This is a genomic window from Candidatus Krumholzibacteriota bacterium, from assembly GCA_016932415.1.
Lineage (GTDB): Bacteria > Krumholzibacteriota > Krumholzibacteriia > Krumholzibacteriales > Krumholzibacteriaceae > Krumholzibacterium.
The window spans coordinates 1-18,232 of the sequence record JAFGCX010000017.1 but is presented as its reverse complement, the minus strand read 5'-3'; the positions used below and the strand labels follow the sequence as shown (position 1 = coordinate 18,232).

Below are 18,232 nucleotides of genomic sequence, written 5' to 3'. Positions count from 1 at the left end.
AAACCTGTTAGAACTTTGTTCCGTCCCTTATGACAGATCCTTTCGCGAGAACGATGATCCCGTCGCGGACATATATGTTTCCTTCGGGATCGTCGTATTTCCGGAGTCTCTTTCTGTTTTCCAGGACAACATTCTTTCCTATATGGACGTTTGTATCAATTATCGCTTTTTTTATTACGGCGTTCGGTCCGATCCCGAGTGGCGGCACTCCCGGCACTCGGTCTTTATCTGAATCGTAGTAGTCGGCGCCGAGGATTATTGAGTTTTCGATCTTTGCGCCCTTGCCGATCATCGACCTGATCCCTATTATCGAATGTCTTATACTTGCCCTGTCGATGATGCATCCCGCGTTCAGGATCGACTTTTCAACCACCCCTCTGTTGACCCGCGATCCGGGAAGGAATCTCGGATGCGTGTAGAGATGAAAATCGACGTCGAAGATATTGAATTCCGGATCCTTCGAGAGAAGCTTCATGTGCGCGTCGTAAAAAGACCTGATCGTACCGATATCCTCCCAGTATCCTTCGTGAGGAAAGGCGCTGACCCTGCGTTCCTTAAGAGCTCTCGGTATTACCTGTTTCGCGAAATCAATGATCTCCGGATCGAGATCGAGCGCCTCTCTGAGCCGATCGGTCTTGAAGAGGTATATCCCCATCGAACCGAGGTACGGATGTTTTTTTGCCTGCGTCGGGCTCAACCCAAGCGCCCTTGTATCGGTCCTTATATCGCGCAGCGCTTTACCTTTCGGTTTTTCCCTGAATTCTGTTATCCACCCCTCGGCGTCCGCCTGTAATATCCCGAATCCTTTGGCTTTTGCCGCCGTCACCGGTTTCACGGCGATACTTATATCGGCGCCCATCTTTCGATGATGCCTGATGAATCCGGTGTAATCCATCCTGTACAGGTGGTCTCCCGAAAGGATGAGGACATCTTCGCTCTGCCGGTCGGTCAGATGAGGCATCGCCTGCCTCACCGCGTCTGCTGTTCCCTGAAACCAGGCAGACGAGGCAAGGGTCTGTTCTGCGGCGAGTATTTCGACGAACCCCTTGCTGAAGTTGTCGAAACGGTACGTCCTCGATATATGCTGGTTCAACGAAGCGGAATTGAACTGGGTTAGGACGTAGATCCTGTCTATTCCGGAATTGATGCAGTTACTTACCGGGACATCTATCAGCCTGTAGTTCCCGGCAAGCGGAACGGCCGGTTTCGACCTGTTTCTTGTAAGCGGGTAGAGTCTTGTCCCTCTTCCTCCTCCAAGTACTACTGCTGTTATATCACCCATTGTATCTTTCCGTGAACCAGCTGCGCCAGATCAAAGCAACCCGGCGCAGCTGGCAACTGCGTTCCTGCCCGAAAGACGGCTTTCAAGGCGGGCTGTTACTTGCCGAGTTCGATCTCGTTTACCGTTCCAAAATCTGAAAGAGGCCTGTCGAACTGTCCCTTGTCTCCGACAACGAGAATCGTCAGCCTGTCAAGATGGAGATACTTTTCAGCGGCTTTCCTTATATCCTCGACCGTAAGGGAAGCATAAGTCTCCATATCCTTTTCGGGAGTATCGAGCGGTCTCCCCTGGAATTTGAGGTTGACCAGCCTTCGGACGAGCCCCGACTTGGAATCGTAATCAAAGACCTTGCTGTTGAGGAACGAATCGACCGCTTTTTTAAGCTCTTCCTGCGTCGGCCCTTCAGTCTTCATTCTTTTTATCTGTTCTATGATGATCGTCATCGCCCGGCTGTACTCTCCCGCCGAGGTCTGGGCCGAAGCGGCGAAGGTGCCCAGGGCAAAGGGATCGCTGCTGAAACGCGACCGGGCTGAATAGGCTAGCCCTTTCTTTTCCCTTACTTCCTCCGTTATCCACGAAGTGAACGAACCGCCTCCGAGGATAAAATTCATTATTGTCACCGCGCAGCGGTCCGGGTTGTTCGAATTTATCCCGAGATGGCCGATACTCATGTATGCCTGGTTAATATCCTTATAGATATAGTTATAATTCTCCGTCTCTTTGATATCGACTGCGGGCACTTTCGGAACGACGACTTCCTTCGGTTCCCAACCTCCAAGCACCGCGGCAAGTTCAGCCTCCATCTCGCTTTTCGTGACATCTCCGCTTATCCCTATCAGGGCATTATCAGGATGGAAATAGCTGTCGTGGAATTCGACCAGATCCTCTCGGCTGACAGAGGAGACACTCTCCTCGGTCGTTTCCCAGCCGTACGGATGGTCTCTGTACAGCAACCTGTTGAATTCGCGTCGAACGATGTCGCTCGGCTGGTCGTTCTTCCTCCTGATCTCCTCGAGCATATCTGCTTTTCTCTTTTCAAGCTTGTCCTGGGGAAAAAGAGGGTTGAGCAGAAGATCCGCCATTATCGGGAGGACCTCTTTCATATCTTTCTTGAGGCAGCTGACGAAGACCATCGTGCTCAGATCATCGCCAAAGACTTCAACTGTGGCCGGGAGAAATTCCAGTTCATCATTAAGCTTGTCCGCCGGCCAGTTCTCGCTTCCACCATTCCTCAGGACCCATTGCGCTATATCATTTAGACCGTACTTTTCCTTCCCGGGGAAATAAGTCTTCAGCAGGATCACTATGTTTACCATCGGTATCTCGTGGTCCTCGATCATGAACCCCTTGATCCCGTTGTCGAGGGCTATATCAAGGACTTCGGGAGTCTTGACCTCAAGCGGAGGATATTTCAATTTGCTCGGATGTTTTCTCCCGGCAGGCAGAGGGGACGCGAACGAGATCGTAAGCATCACCGCAAGGAGCGATATGACAATTTTTCTATTCATTTTAGATCTCCTTTTCTTCCATTATTCCTTCTTGTCGAAGAAACCTGCGGCTTTTGCCCTTTCCATCAGTTCCTTAGCGTATTCCATGGCTTCCGCTTCCGACCTCATGCTCTGGAATTTCTGCACGATCTCCATCATCTCATCCTGCGGAAGAGACATGATATAGGCCCTTAATTTCTGCTCGTCGAATTTTTCCTCTTCCCCCGTTTCCCCCGCGTCCTCTTTCTCGACCTGAACCCGCCACGCAACGGTACGGTTTTTCTTTGTAAGATACTTTTCGGCGACACGCATCACGTCGTCGGCAGTCACTTTCTTTATCATCTCGATCTGCCTGAACATCGCCTTGTAATCTCCCCTGTAGATCTCTCCGATCAGCACCGTGAAGGCAATCCCGAGGTTGGATCCCAGCTGCTGGATCATCTGGGAATCGATCTGGTTTTTTATCCTCTGGAGTTCCCGGTCAGTCACCGGTTCGGTCTTGAGTTTTTCTATCTCTTCAAATATCGCCTCTTCGACCTCTTCGAGCGTGTGAGGATGCCGCGGTTCGGCTGAGAAGATCAGAAGATTGTCATAGCGTTCTCCCGGCCCGGTGTAGACTGCCGGAGGCTCCGCGGTAAGCTGCTTTTCTTCGTATATAGATTTATACAGCCTCGAGGTACGTCCGCCGGCGAGAATATTGTTCATCACTTCGAAGACGACTGCCTCGGGATCGGGATAGAGAGGTTTATGATATCCTATCATAAGTTTCGGATTGGCGTCATGCTCGATGACGAGCCTTCTTTCACCCTGCTGCTCGGGTTCGCGCGTCTCGAGAGGAGCGGGGTCGCTCTGGGCCGCGATCGGACCGAAATATTTCGTTGCCATCTTTTTCACCATAGCCAGTTCGATATCACCGACCACGACGGCTGTCGCGTTGTTCGGAGCGTAAAAGATCTGATGATATCGCATAAGCTCCTTGCGGTCGGTAGTTCTCAGGTCGCTCATCCATCCCAGCACCGGCCACTTGTACGGACAGGCGGTGAACGCCACGGAGTTGAACGCTTCGTCTAGTACGTCGTCAGGATCGTTCTCTGCCAGGCGCCTTTCCTCCATAACGACATCGCGCTCTGTCCAGAACTCCCTGAATACCGGTTCATCCATCCTGTCAGATTCAAGGGTCATCCATAATTCCAGCCTGTTCGCGGGAAGGTACACGAAATAGACTGTAAAATCGTTCGATGTCCCGGCATTGAGCATCCGAGACCCGTTGTTCATGTATGATTCCCAGAGTTCATTGTTGACTATGTATTTTCCCCTCTGCTCGTCTATCAGCCTGACGATCTCCCCCCAGGCCTCCTCGTATTCAAGGTAAAGCCGCAGATAGTCGGTCCCGTCCTGCTCAAGAAGGTATTTTCTTGAGACCATCTCTTCCGGCATCTCTTCAAGGGCCCTTATCTTCTCGATGAGAAGCCTGTTCTGCCTGTACTTGTCAGTACCGACTTCCGCCTGTTCCTCTTCGCTGAACCCCGAGATGACAGTTTTGCTGAAATCCTTGAAAGCCTCGAACCGCCACTCCTCTATCCTGCTTCGCAGTTCTATCGTTTTTTCTCCAAGCTCATCGGTTTTTTCGATATATGGGATCTCTTTTTTATAGTTTGTCGTTCCGATATTTTTTGATCCCTTGAACATCATATGCTCAAGAAGATGCGATATCCCGGTAACGTTCGGCCATTCGTTCGCCGATCCCACGTTGAACACGATGGCACAGAAGGCGACCGGGGCCTCGTGCCGTTCGACGACAAGAAATTTCATGCCGTTATCAAGCTCGAATTCATTTACCTTTTCTTCAAGAGTCCCTTCTGCAAGCGCCGGCTGGACCAGAATAGCCAGCAGAAGTGAAAGCGCCGTAAAGAAAAGGGCGCTGCACTTTCTGTTCATCCTTCCTCCTTCCCGGAAGTCGATCATTGTCACCTGGTTACTCGTCTCTGTCAGAAGGCCCCGGGAGCCTGTCCCGGACGGCCGAAAGATGATTTTATCAGCCTCTCTCCACCGGTTCAAGGAAAATGAATAATGGAACTGCTCGTGGTTGTCGTTGTACAACTTTTATCTGTCTTGATAAGTAACAGCCGCTGTGGTAATTTACACGAACTAAAAAGAAGCGGCTGAGGCCGCCATCAAGCATATCCGGATCCGTCTTATGAAGGGATGACAGGCAAAATGAAAAAACCAGTCACGAGAATATCTTTTATTATTTTGTTATTTATCCTCTATGCTTCCGCTCTGTCCGCCCAGACCGGGAGCCTCCCCGGCATCGATCGACCTTACTGGCAACAGAGATCGGATTATATTATCAAGTGCCGCCTCGATACGGAAAGGCACACCCTCACCGGAACGCAGGAGATAAAGTATAAGAATAATTCTCCCGACACCCTTTCAGAGATATACCTTCACCTCTATCCGAACGCCTACAGGGAGAGGGATTCCGAACTTTTAAAGGATTTTCTCGCCGGCGTCTGGTTCCAGTTTGTCGGACTCCCCGGAAAAAACAGGGGATTCCTCGATATCGACACCCTGACTATAGACGGACGCGCCGCGCTTTTCACCGTCGACGGGACGATCCTCAGGGCCGGGCTTGCGCGCCCTCTCCTTCCTGGAGCTGAAGTGGCGATGACCCTCGCCTTTACCGAAAAAATACGAAAACGCCTCGGGAGGGCGGGATATGTCGGCGACCATTACGATATGGGGCAGTGGTACCCGAAAATGGTCGTATACGACAACGAAGGATGGCACCCCGACCAGTTTCGAATGGGAGAATTCTATGGAGAATTCGGCAGATACGATGTCCATATTACCCTGCCGGAAAGATATGTCGTGGCGGCTACCGGGGTCCCTGTCTCCGGCGACCCTGGCTGGGGGAAAAACAAAAAGGGAGAAAAAAGCTCTTCAGATGGCGGCAGATCCGATAAAACCGGGGAAAAGATGAAGACCGTCGTTTTCCGCGCCGAGAACGTCCATGATTTCGCGTGGTGCGCCGATCCTGATTATATAGTCGAGAGCGCCGAACGCGACGGTTACAGCGTGATGAGTTTCTACAGGCCATGGAACACCTCCTGGGCCGATTCAGCTCTCGCCCGCGGAGTAAGGGCGGTCGAATGGCTCGATAGATTCGCCGGGCCTTACGGTTATCCCCAGATAAGTATAGTCGATGCCAATTCGAGTGGCGGGATGGAATACCCGATGCTCGTCATGAATGGATCGGCAAGGGAAGGTCTGATATTCCACGAGCTTGGACACAGCTGGTTCTACGGGATGCTCGCCAATAACGAACGCGACGAAGCCTGGATGGATGAAGGCCTGACGCAGTACCAGAAGTTCCTCTACAATGAACTGACTTACGGCCCTTATGGAAAGCCTGACGGAAAGGGGTCTTTCTCTTTCCTTGCTCCAAGGAAGACTCTGTGGGAATCGCTTTCAGACGAGGTGATCGGGTATCACCGGTCCGGTTTCGCCGAACGTGTCGCCACACCGCACCATGAATTCAGAAGTTCAGGCAGGACGATGGTATATATAAAAAGCGCCCTTTTTATCCGCGCGCTGCGTTACTACGTCGGTGACGAAGACTTCTGGAAGATACTGCACACCTATTTCGAGCGCTGGAAATTCAAACATGTAGACGAAGAGGTGTTTCTTTCGATATGCGAAGAGATATCTGGAAAAGACCTTGGTGAGTTTTTCAGGCAGTGGCTTCATACGACGAAAGATTGCGATTATGCCGTCGATCGCTTCGACGTTGAAAAATCCTCGGACGACTGGGTCGCCGACGTAAGGGTAAAACGCAAGGGCGAGATGATCATGCCGCTCAAGCTCGCTTTCCGGCTGAAAAACGGCAATACGGTATCCGAATGGATCGATGGATTCCCCAGAGAGCATGAAAAATCCTTCACTTTTCCCGTCGAACCTGTCTCGCTCTCCATCAACCCTGAGAATGAGATCCTCGACATATACCAACTCGATAATTTTTCGCCCCGCAGGCGAGCTCTCGTCCTCGACAACCCTTTCAGTGGATACTACCCATCTGACGCCTATCAGCTGCGTCTTCTGCCCCTGGGCTACTATAACGATATCGATGGCGGAAAGGCCGGGTTGAGGATACGCGGCAGTTATGACGGGACCTACAGGAATTTCACCCTTCAGGGCCTTTACGGATTTGAAAGCGAGACGATCGATTTCTATGGAGCTTTCGAGTCTCCGCTGGGATATTTCGGACGTGAGGCGAGCTGGTCATTCGACGCCTACAACCGGGAAGGCAGGCAGGGGGGATCACTCGCGATAGACAAGATAAGGAGAAAGCACCTATCCGAACCACTGGCGAAACAATACACGGTGAAACTTACTTACCAGGAAATGAAAGACCCGGAATATATCATCCCTGGCAGCTACGAAGAAGGAAAGAACCTGAAAGCTTCACTGTTCATAGCCAGTTATCCCCGCACCGATATTCTTGATTCCTCGGTCCTGCTCGGGCTTGAGCGTTCGACCTGGGGAAGCGAACACAACTATGAGAAGCTCTCCTTCGATCTTCGGATCTGGCCTTCGATATACTGGCCCGCGCCTTTCCTTCCGAAGCTTCGCTTCTTTTACGGCCGTGCTACCATAGACCCACCGGTGCAGGAACTTTTCAATCTGGCCGGCGCCGGCAGCATCGACAAGGATGATTACTTCTGGCTTCGGAGCCGTGGCGCTTTCTGGAAGGACAATTACGGAAACTTCCACGTGCCTGGAGACGGGAACCTCCGCGGATACTACAACGGCGATTTCGGATTCAAATCGATATTCACCTCCAATTTCGAGCTCGAGATGCCGCTGCCACTTCCTCTCGGTCCGGCCCTTCGGAAAAAAGCGGGAGCCAGCTTCTGCCTCTTTCACGACTGGGGAAAGATCCTCGGAGGAGACAGGATGAGGTCCATACCGGATCCTTTTGCCAGCGAGATAGGTTCAGACCTTTTTGATGGCATACTCCAGGACTTCGGCGTGGGAGTGAAGGTGTGGAAACTGAGGGCTGAATTTCCGATCTATCTGAGCGATCCTGTACTCGCGGGGGATGAGGAAAAATGGGAATTTCGCTGGACGATCGGATTCAACAGCCTTTTCTAGGACTGTAGCCTTCTATTTCAACAGGACGATCTTCTTTGTCGTGTCTTTAGTCCCCGCTTCGATCCTGCAGAAATAGACCCCTGACGATACGACGGAACCGTCTTCCGACCGGCCGTCCCATTCGACTGTATAACTTCCCGGTTCGCGTGTCTTCTCCTCGACCACCCTGACCAGGTGACCGTTACTGTCGAAGATCGTGATCCTCACTTTCCCGGCCTGGGTAAGCGAATAGGAAATAGTCGTGGTCTCGGAAAAGGGATTGGGATAGTTCTGTCTGACCGTGTTCCCCAGAGAAATATCAAATCCGCCGCTGCGGTCGCTACCCCTTATCCCGTCTCCCAGAAAAGAGATGATCTCTATCGAAGCGTCCTCAACGTAAAGTTCGGGAACTTCCCAGACATAGAGATTCGTGCCGGTAAGCCCTGTCGCCAGGACCGTCTGCACCGGCGACATGTCGTTGTACTCAAGGATGATCCTCACCGAATCTGGTTCTACGTTGCCGGTAGTCCATTCTATATTGACGAGGTCTCCTATATTGAGAGTCTCTCCTCCGCTCGGATACACTATCTCGACGATGGGATGATACGATATCTGCGTCGCGTACCAGCCGATCCAGCTGACGCCGTACTTGATGTAGAAAAATCCGTCTATCCCCCAGCCGGTACCCCAGCTGTTTTTGCATATCCAGGCGCCGCTCCCGCCGCAGGCGGTATCGTCCCATCCGACGATAAGCACGGCATGGTCGGGTTCATGAAGATTGTCGTCATAATCGTAACATCCGCCGTCATATGCGTCGAAAAGGGCGTGAGTCCTGACCGCTGAATATACAGGTCCAGACAGAAGAGCTTCCTTGATAGAGGCGATATCGTTGTTCACCGCCATCCCGGCGCTGATCAGCGCGACGCTGAGACAGGCATCCTGACCGCAGGTATTGCCGTCGGTCGCCGTATATGGGATGCATGATTCCAGGACAGCTCCGTTCGTTCGCAGAAGATGATACGCCGCTTGCGTATTCCCTCCGCCACAGTCGCTGCCATAGATATTGCAGTCTATAACGTGCTGCTCGGAAAGATCGAAAACCACTCCGTCGTTGATGATTATATGCGATTCCAGCTGCCCTATCGAGGCGAAGGCCCAGCATGAACCGCATGGGCCCTGGTTGCGGACACCGGTTACGTACCCTCCCGAGCGCCAGTCGAAAACAGGGTCGTCGATATCAGCGCCCGATGTCCTGAACTTCGGCAGGGATTTCCACATCTCTGCGGAAGGAGGAATAAACCCCCGCATCAGGCTTCTTTCTTCCGGAGACAGCCGCATTACCGATGTGTTGCCTACGCTGAAACCGTATCCACCCTGATCCACGATCCGGGTCAGGGCCTCGAGCTCTTCTTCCACGCCTGAGGCATAAAGGTTCATTGAAGAGGCTGCCATCAGCGCTGCAGCAAGCAAAATAGTCCGATACATCTTGACCTCGCATACAGGGGCGGGTTTAAAGTGCCGGAGTCCGTGCTTCCAATATAGCAGAAAAACCCTCTTATGGAAAGGGGTCTGAGCTGTTTTGCCGCTATCTCTTCATACCGGTTCTCCCAGCTTCGACAGTCTAAAAACTGCCACCGATGGCGACACCTGGAAGAACTAAAAAAAGCCCCTCCGAATCGGTGTCAAAGATCACATTGATCGTCGGCCGCACCCAGAGCCCACTGTCCGACTGGTACTGGTATCCGATAGACCCTGTAAAGAGAGCTGCCGATTCGGTCTCATCCCAGTTCGAAGCCGCCGCGATCAGCGTCCCGCCCGACAGATACAGGCTGTGCATATCACCGACCGGATTGAGTGAGATATAGATGGGGAAAAGTCCGACGAAGCCGTCGCTGACGCCGATACCCATTACTCCTGCCCCGATGCCGAAGGTGTTTGTGAGATACCTTTCAACCCCCATACTGTAAAATATGGCCTTTCCACCAAGTTCGCCGTAGACGAGCGTCGGCTTTCTCTCGCGGATTCCTTCTCCATTTACTCCGGAAGCCGCCGCGAGAATGATTACGAGCAGGGACAGGGCGATAAGACGTCGCATAAAACTCCTCCTTCTGGGCCAGTTGTCGTTACACTCATCAGACTCGCCACAGCCTAGTATATTCTGACCAAAAGAGCAAAGAAATATTTCAGGGAATAAAATAACCTGGGATTGAGGCCAGACCGTAAGAATACTCCGGCGGGACGTGCCTTTAATAACTAGATGTCGAAATTATTCCTTATCCTGGGATCGAGATCATCGAAAGAATGAAGCCATTCTATCCTTTCTTTTCTGATCCTCTCCTTCAGCTCGATCAGTTCCGGCGGAGTGTAAAACCTGTTTTCGTCGAATCTCGACATATCGATTCCGGGAAGGGAGACGGGGACCTCATATCCCCAGTAATCATCCCTCTTCCATTCGACCGCGCCCCTGGAAATTTCCCTGATACATGCCGCTGAATCCTGTATCCTTATCTTTTCACCCAGGAGCCTGTCGATCCTGACGAGATCATGATCTGAGGCGTCAGCATCGCCTCTTTCGATCTTTTCAACGATCTCCTCAAGTTCTGCCTTTGATCTGTATCTTCTGTTGTCCTTTTCTACCTCGAACCTGACCTGGTCGATCGTGAAACGGGCCTCGGCCCCGTCGACAAGAGAACGCTTCACCACCTTTCCCTTTTCCCCGTGGGGTCTCCCTGAAAGGTAGTCAGTCAGAGCCTCCATCCCTTCCGGCGAATCGAGCGTCCCCGCCATACTCTCGACTGTCCGCCCGCCGAAACCGCCCGTGTTGAGCAGAAAGGCCTGGATATTCCTGTTACTTTCAAGAATATCGAGGAATATATTCCCTTCTTTTCCCTTTGATCCCACGATAAAAGGATTTGTTCCCACCTCGAGGACCGATTCTCCCGCTCTCGCCGGATCGGCTGCCGAGGTAAGTATCGATTCACCGAGCATGAAAGTGGCGGCGGCCTGTTCGGTATCGAGTCTCATAACGGGAGGAATGACTGTTTCTCTTCTCGTTATAAAGAAGATCATGTCGACCCGGTCGAGATCAATCCTCTCGTCGGTAAAATCAAGTTCCTTTCTGATCACGATCCCTCGCCCGTTAAGGCACCTGCCTCCCTGAACATGAGGGTGGTCGTACCTGAAAAAATCAGGCCTGAGTGTCCCGGGCTCGATATAGACATTCTCAAGCACCGCCCGGGGGCTCGTCGCCCCCGCATAGAGGAGTGGCTGCCCTTCAGCCTCAAGTCCCTCCGTCTTGATATAGGCGTTATCCTCGGTGCCATACGCCTTCGCGTCTTTTCCCAGGACGAAGAAATCATCCTGGCGGATGATCACGTGTTCTCCATTTTCCGCGTCGAGCCAGAAATGGTGGACGGAGAGAGTCGTCTTTCCTGTTCCGCTGAGGCCGAAGAAGAGAGCACCCTTCTCTTTCACTTTCCCGGTATCTTTTTCTACCACACCTATGACTTTCCCCCCGGCATGCACGCCCAGTCCTCCCCCTTTTCCCTCGAGGAAAGACAGTTTTTCACTGTACATCGCCATTCGCAGATGGCCTTTCTTGACCTCGCCGAAGTAATCGCTTCCGAGAGCGAATGTGATCCTGTTTACCGCGTCGACGAGAATGGCTACCGGAGGGAGGCCTTTTGTCCTCGCGTATTCCTCCCATTCCGGAATAAGGACTTCCACCTGCCCCGGGCCATCGCCTTTTTCGTCGGCACTCTGGTCGAAGATCAGCCTGTCCCACATGACGAGCATCCTCGCGTAATCCGGTGTCACTATGGTTCTGCAGAGGTGGGAATGATCGCGGTGAAGCCCCATCTTCTTGTCCATAAGAAGAAGTTCTCCCCCGCCGGCAAGGTGATCTTCGAGAAATTTTACCGCGGCGAGGATGATCTCTTTTTGTCTTTCATCCGGATCGGCGAAAAATATCTCCGTCTGTGCCGCCGATCTGCTTGTTTTCCTTGTTATAAAAGAAGGAGATCCGTGAATGTTGAGTACATCTTCGGTTTTTCTTCCCCGCAGAGTAACTTTGTCGTGAAGTGAAAGCCGGTAGATCTTTTCCCTATCGCTGACAAGCAGCCCTTTATTTTCAGCAAGGGTGGTGATCCTGCTGACGATATCTTTTAAAAATGTCTTTGAGCTGGAGCCTTTCAAAACTCCTCCTTTGAAGAGATGTGGTGCCTTTGCGGCCGGGAGAAGTATTCGTTCATACGCCGCCGGGATCGTTCGATCATCTTATTACCGCGCAGTGGCAGATCTATACTTTCAACTGCCTTACGGTATCAATAACAGTGCCATCACGATATTCTATCAGCGCGACGATCCTCTCTTCAAACTGAGGTTTTTCCGGTTCTCCTGCGATATCTATCGCCATCTTTCTCAGCTCGGCTATCGATCTCATCGGAATTCGCGTCCCTTTGAGCCTTTCGAGAAGGTCTTTTCTGGCGGGATTTACCGCTATCCCCTGTTCGGTGACCAGGACATCGACAGTCTCTCCCGGCGCGGTGACGGTCGTCACCTTTTCTACTATCGTTGACAACCTGCCTCTCAGCAGGGGCGCCGTTATTATCGTGCAGTACGCGTCGCATACGTCGGTGAATCCGCCGATCCCGTGCAGAAGCCATCCATCGGAGTGGGTATTTACATTGACGTTGAAATCAAGATCGATCTCAGTAGCTCCGAGGACCGCCGCCCTGACCCGCGTAGCGAAATTGCCCTTCTCGTGATAACAGTATGAAGTAAACGGGTCCGTCTCCACATGCCGGGGGTTTTCCCTGAGAGACCTTATCCCGACTCCATCGAAACACTGGCCGTCGAGAATATATTGGACAAGCCCCTCCTCGAGCATATCGACGAGGAATTTATTCGACCCTCCCCTGGCGAAATCGGCCTTTGCTCCTCGTTCCCTGAGCATATCCCCGAGATATTTGATAAAAGCGAGGGATATCCCTCCAGCTCCCGCCTGGAATGAGAATTCCGGCTCTTCGATAAGACCCATATCGCTGACAAGCTGCGCCGCGTATTTCGCTATAAGTAACCTGGTCGGGCTCTTGGTTATCATCGTAGTGCCGGAGACTATCTGTCCAGGGTCTCCGAGTTTTTCCACGACCGCGATATGATCGACATTCCCGCCCCTGATTATCCATGGATGATTCGGAAATGGCACAAGATTGTCAGTCAGTACGACTACCCTGTCGGCGTACTGTGAATCGGCGAGAGCGTAACTCATCACTCCGCAAGCGGACGGGCCAGTCCTGCCATTGCAGTTTCCGAACGAATCTGCCGCGGGAGCGGCGATAAAGGCCACATCTATATGAAGGTCGCCATCCTGGATCGCCCTGTATCTTCCGCCATGAGAACGAAGTATCGAGGTTTTGCTCATCTTTCCGAGAGAACAGGCCCTCCCGACCGGCCCGTTCATCGATCCCTCGACATGCGTGATGACACCATTCTCTATATGTCTTATCAGCGGTTCGTGCACGGGGAAAAGGGCCGAGGGGGCTATGGTCAATCCTTTAAGCCCTTTTTCGGCGAGCTTGTCGATAACCATGTTCACTACATGATCACCGTTTCGCAGGTGGTGGTGGAACGAGACCGTCATCCCGTCCTTTATCTCGCATGCTTCTATCGCTTCATCAAGGGATTTTCTAACCTTATTTTCATAATCGACGACCGCCCTTATCGGAGGGGAGGCTTTTCTTCCGCCGCCATGATCAGCATGCGCTCCATTGAAAGGTCTCAATATTCGGCCATCGATCTCCTCTGGAATCATTCTTCCAAGAGCGTTCCGGACCATCTTCACGATCCATCCCCCTGACTAAGGTTTAATCACCCAACTCTATATTCATACCACCGGTGGATCATCATCGAGCAGGCCAAGCGCGCCGGCAAGCCTCAGGATCTTTCTCGCCCTGATCTCTATCGGCGCGTCCACCATCTTGCTTCCGATCGAAGCGACTCCGCTTCCCTTTTCTCTGGCCGATTCTATCGCCGCGACGACTTTCCTCGCGTATTCTATACGTTCTTTCGTCGGCGTAAAGACCCTGTGGACTGGATCTATCTGTGACGGATGTATCACGCCCTTGCCCTCGAATCCGATAGCCATCGCTTCCTCTGTACTTTTTACCAGCCCTTCTTCATCCTTGAAATCGGAGAATACCGTATCTATAGCCTGTACCCTGGCCGCCTTGGCGCCAAGGACGAGCAAAGACCTCGCGACAAAGGTCTCGGCCCCTTCCCTTGTCCTCTCGACACCGATGTCGGCAGTGAAATCCTCCGCCCCGAAACAGAGCGCGACATTCCTGTCGCTTGCTGAAGCGATCTCAAAAGCGTTCAGGATCCCTTTTGCCGTCTCGATAAGCGGCATCAGCAGGGTCTTTTCCTTTATACCGTTTTCCTGCTCTATCCTGTCGATGATCGCCGCCACGTCTGCGACATCGGAAGCTGTCTCGCATTTGGGGATAAGGATCGTATCGGGCCTTACCGGCACTATCATCTCAAGGTCTTCCCTGCTGTACGGTGTTGAAAGGGGATTGATCCTCACGATCCGTTCGGCGGCGCCGAAATCAATCGTGTGAAGGGTATTGCGAACAAGGATCCTTGCAGAATCTTTCTCGATGGGAGAGACCGAATCCTCGAGATCGAGTATCAGGCAATCGGCGCCGTAAAGCCCTCCGTTGCGCATCAGGTCTGGATTGTTCCCCGGCATGTAGAGCCTTGTCCTGCGCAGCCTGTCCCTGACCGGCGGGCCATATTTTATTGTGTTTTTCGGGAGATCGGACTTTTCAACTTCCTTAAGCCGCCTGACCGCCGTTTCCACGCGGGCCTGGATGACATAGTCGAGAGCCCCCATATCAGCGACTTCTATCTCAGCATCGCCGACGCCGAGGTTAATCAGAGTCTTTTCCACTCTTTCCGCGATCTTCGCGCCGAACAAATCACCGACCGTACTGTCCACATTGACAGATATCCCGCCGCGCTCTTTCAACTTCAGGATGATAGAAAGGTCTCCCTTTTTTTCATCCCTGCCTGCACGAGCTTCATTTTTTGAAACCATGACCCACTTCCACCAGGTTTTATTTTCAGGGAATATTCGCCGTCAATACCACTCTCTTTGACAGGCTCGATCCCCTGCCCAAGGAACCAGAGGCGGCCTGTCCTGTTTTCTACAGGCCCTATGGTCTGCAACAATGTAACCAAAACCGTTTTGTTTGTCAAAAGGGTTTGCCGCCCTTTCCTCTTTAATTTAAAAGGGTCGTCTGTCATAACTGTCGAATGGATAATAAAAAAGCGGACCAGGTCACGGTCCGCTTTATAAGGTCCCCGAAGGTTTTCAAATATGATCGTGCTGCTCAAGCCTCCTTCGGCTCTGGCGCCTGTTCGAACCTTCTCTTAACGTTGGGGGGGGAGGCCCCGTTTTTATAAGAGTTTCCGCGGGCTCATCTCAGGCTCTATCCCATTATTACATCAAGTTTTATGCCAGAAAGGTGGAGTCTGGCGACCAGCACGGGAAAGAGGAAAGCCTCGACTGCTCGCGACTTCTAAAAACGTCAGTAACGTTTTTATTGGCTTTGTGTTATAGAATGATGGCCAAGTTTCCGGCCCTTCATTTCCTGGTTTTTTAACAGATTATCATCGTTTTTTCACATTTTTGTGCCGTAAAATATTTTAACTCCCGACTCTTTGCCGTAAACTTTCTTTCCCTATATATCGATTACATGTATCGTGTTGCTCGGCCTTCTTTCTCTTGTAGGAATACCTGCCGTCATAACGACTCTCCCTTTATATCCCGCTTTCCTGACCTTTTCCTTTACAATCGAGAATATCGTTTCGGTCTCTTCTATGCTTTCAACCGGGATAGCCTCCACTCCCCACACGAGAGACATCTGTCTTACAACGGGAAGAAAATCTGTCAGGGCGATGATCGGTACTTCGGGCCTTCGTCTTGCGATCAACCTGGCTGTCTGCCCACCGTGTGTCAGTACGGCGATCGCCGAAGCGCCCACATCTCTGGCAACGGCAGCGACGCCGGAGGCTATTGCATCTGTAAGCGCGCCAGCTTCATCGGAAATGAATCCGCTTGAATCCTTTCGGACTATGAATGAATTGCTTTTGTATTTTTCAGCCGCTTCAGCGATCCTGCTCATCACCTCGACCGTCTCGACCGGATAATGGCCCGTCGCTGTTTCGGCAGAGAGCATGATCGCGTCCGTCCCGTCTATGACTGCATTGGCGACATCGCTCGCTTCGGCCCTTGTCGGCCTTTTCGAATTTACCATCGATTCGAGCATCTGGGTCGCAGTTATCACCGGTTTTCCTTTCGCCAGACACATCTCAATAAGTGATTTCTGGATCACGGGGACTTCTTCGGTCGGGATCTCCACGCCGAGATCCCCTCTTGCTATCATTACGGCGTCTGTCTCGTCAAGGATCTCGTCGATTGATTCGAGCGCTTCGCGCTTCTCGATCTTAGAGACTACCCTGGCTGATGAATCTGCCATATCTATCAGGTGTTTAAGTTCTCGTACTTCTTCAGCGCGTCTGACGAATGAAAGGGCGACATAGTCCACTCCAAGGTCGAGTCCAAATTCGAGATCCTCCCTGTCCTTTTCGGTAAGCGCCGGCGAACTGACCCTGACCCCGGGGAGATTTACTCCTTTTCTGGAAGTCAGTATCCCTCCGAGCAGGACTTTGCATCTGACCTCCCGTCCTTCAACACGAAGGACCTCGAGCTGGATCAGTCCGTCGTTGAGAAAAATACTGTTGCCGGGCACGACATCATCGGGCAGATGAGAATATGTCACCGGCACTATTTTTCCTGGCCCTTTCTTATCGCCGGTAGTGAGAGTGATCTCCTCGGCGGAACCAAGCATCATCTCTCCCGATTCTATTATCCCGACCCTGATCTTTGGCCCCTGAAGATCCTGCATTATCGCCACTGAATCATCTATTTTTCTTATCCTGTCGTATACCTCGAGATGTTCGGCATGCTCTCCGTGAGAAAAATTCATCCTCGCCACATTCATCCCGGCATCGATCAATCTTTTAAGCGTCTCCTCATCTCTCGATGCCGGTCCGATAGTACATACGATCTTCGCTCTTTTCAAAGAACACCTCCAGCGATTTACACTTCCGGCAGTCCAGGCAGGACTATTCCTGGTGATCCAGCGGCACTTTAAATATGCCATGTCATGCCGCGCCCGCGGCCTGACAGTTTTATCGGCAGATATTGCCCACTGTTGATAACAATATCAGGATATCGCGATTCTTTTTAGTTTTTAATCAAAATTCTCTGATTAATCTGGAAAGATACCCCTGCCGTTCGGTACTATTGCGTCATGACGAAGTACAGGATTGCCCATATAGTATATTCCCTCTACCATGGGGGCGCCGAGCATATAATAAGCACTCTGCTGCGATGTGGGGATGATAGAACCTTCGAACACTTTGTTTTTGTCCTTTCTTCAGGCGGGGATCTTGTCGAGGAAATCGAAAAACACGGGGGTAGAGTCTTTCTTCTGGGGAAGAAAAAAGGGATCGACAGGTCCCTGCCACGAGCCCTTTCCTCACTGATCAGGGAGACAGGGCCGGACATTCTCCACCTGCATAACTCCTCCGCCGGTATCTGGGAAGCGATCTCTTCACTGCTGATCAGAAACAGGATACCCGTGATAAGGACGGAACACCGTCCATGGCTTCCCGCCGACCTGCCTTTTTTCCACAGGGTGTCGTACCGGTTTTTCGCGCGCAGGGCCCGGACGATCATCACCGTATCAGAACATGCTCACAGATCGTTCGAGGCCTGTTTCCCCACCCTGGCTGACCGTATCGTGACGATCCGCAACGGTATATGCCTTTCTCCCTATAAAGATCCGCTCCCCCCGGAAAAAGGAAGAAAATGGTTCGGCCTTCCCACCGGCTCGCCTCTCATCGGTACGGTAGGACGACTCGTTCCGGTCAAGAACCATATGCTTCTGATAGAAGCCTTTTCCACCGTAAAGAAGGAATTTCCCGAGGCCCATCTCGCGATCCTCGGCCAGGGCCCCCTGGAAACTTCTCTACGTTCGCTTGCCTCATCCCTCGGCGTTGGAAGCTCTCTCTCGATCCTGCCGGCGACGCCGAAAGTCTCTACTTTTTTCAGCGCTCTTGACCTTTTTGTCCTTTCATCCGATTCTGAAGGACTTCCTCTTACTCTTCTCGAAGCGATGGCTTCGGCTCTGCCGGTCGTGGCGACTTCTGTCGGGGGTATCCCCGAGGTGATCAGCGATGGAGAAGACGGATATCTCGTGCC

The 18,232-nt window shown here is 52.0% G+C and carries 11 protein-coding genes; 2 read left to right on the top strand and 9 right to left on the bottom strand.

The window, feature by feature from the left end; translation table 11 throughout:
• Positions 1-7: 7 nt before the first annotated feature.
• The 3 genes from JW814_06375 to JW814_06365 form a co-directional block, all read right to left on the bottom strand.
• The gene (locus JW814_06375; protein ID MBN2071068.1) at positions 8-1,282 is read right to left on the bottom strand and encodes a glucose-1-phosphate adenylyltransferase; all 1,275 of its coding nucleotides are present in this window, start codon (positions 1,280-1,282) and stop codon (positions 8-10) included.
• Between the two features lie 95 nt (positions 1,283-1,377).
• Entirely contained in the window at positions 1,378-2,790 is a 1,413-nt protein-coding gene (locus JW814_06370) for an insulinase family protein (GenBank protein MBN2071067.1), read from the bottom strand.
• A gap of 21 nt (positions 2,791-2,811) precedes the next feature.
• A complete protein-coding gene (locus JW814_06365) occupies positions 2,812-4,740 on the bottom strand; it encodes an insulinase family protein (GenBank protein MBN2071066.1) in 1,929 nt (642 codons plus the stop codon).
• A 246-nt stretch (positions 4,741-4,986) separates the two neighbouring features.
• Here JW814_06365 and JW814_06360 point away from each other — a divergent pair, with 246 nt between their 5' ends.
• The gene (locus tag JW814_06360) at positions 4,987-7,923 is read left to right on the top strand and encodes a M1 family metallopeptidase (GenBank protein ID MBN2071065.1); all 2,937 of its coding nucleotides are present in this window, start codon (positions 4,987-4,989) and stop codon (positions 7,921-7,923) included.
• 12 nt (positions 7,924-7,935) lie between these two features.
• On the opposite strand, the gene JW814_06355 is transcribed toward JW814_06360, so the two are convergent.
• The 6 genes from JW814_06355 to pyk all read right to left on the bottom strand — a co-directional run bounded on the left by JW814_06355 (position 7,936) and on the right by pyk (position 17,048).
• Positions 7,936-9,387, bottom strand: coding sequence for a T9SS type A sorting domain-containing protein (locus JW814_06355; GenBank protein ID MBN2071064.1), 1,452 nt, complete (start codon positions 9,385-9,387; stop codon positions 7,936-7,938).
• Between the two features lie 136 nt (positions 9,388-9,523).
• Positions 9,524-9,997: a hypothetical protein gene (locus JW814_06350; GenBank protein MBN2071063.1), complete on the bottom strand. Its 474-nt coding sequence runs from the start codon at positions 9,995-9,997 to the stop codon at positions 9,524-9,526.
• Positions 9,998-10,155: 158 nt separating this feature from the next.
• Positions 10,156-12,096: a phosphoenolpyruvate carboxykinase (ATP) gene (locus JW814_06345; protein ID MBN2071062.1), complete on the bottom strand. Its 1,941-nt coding sequence runs from the start codon at positions 12,094-12,096 to the stop codon at positions 10,156-10,158.
• 103 nt (positions 12,097-12,199) lie between these two features.
• Entirely contained in the window at positions 12,200-13,738 is a 1,539-nt protein-coding gene (gene citF, locus JW814_06340; protein MBN2071061.1) for a citrate lyase subunit alpha, read from the bottom strand.
• A 48-nt stretch (positions 13,739-13,786) separates the two neighbouring features.
• A complete protein-coding gene (locus tag JW814_06335; protein ID MBN2071060.1) occupies positions 13,787-14,998 on the bottom strand; it encodes a citrate lyase subunit gamma in 1,212 nt (403 codons plus the stop codon).
• 646 nt (positions 14,999-15,644) lie between these two features.
• Complete coding sequence (gene pyk, locus JW814_06330) at positions 15,645-17,048, bottom strand: pyruvate kinase (GenBank protein MBN2071059.1); 1,404 nt, start codon at positions 17,046-17,048, stop codon at positions 15,645-15,647.
• Between the two features lie 231 nt (positions 17,049-17,279).
• On the opposite strand from pyk, the gene JW814_06325 reads away from it, so the two are divergent.
• Positions 17,280-18,232: glycosyltransferase (locus JW814_06325; protein MBN2071058.1), on the top strand; the 953-nt coding region annotated here is incomplete at its 3' end.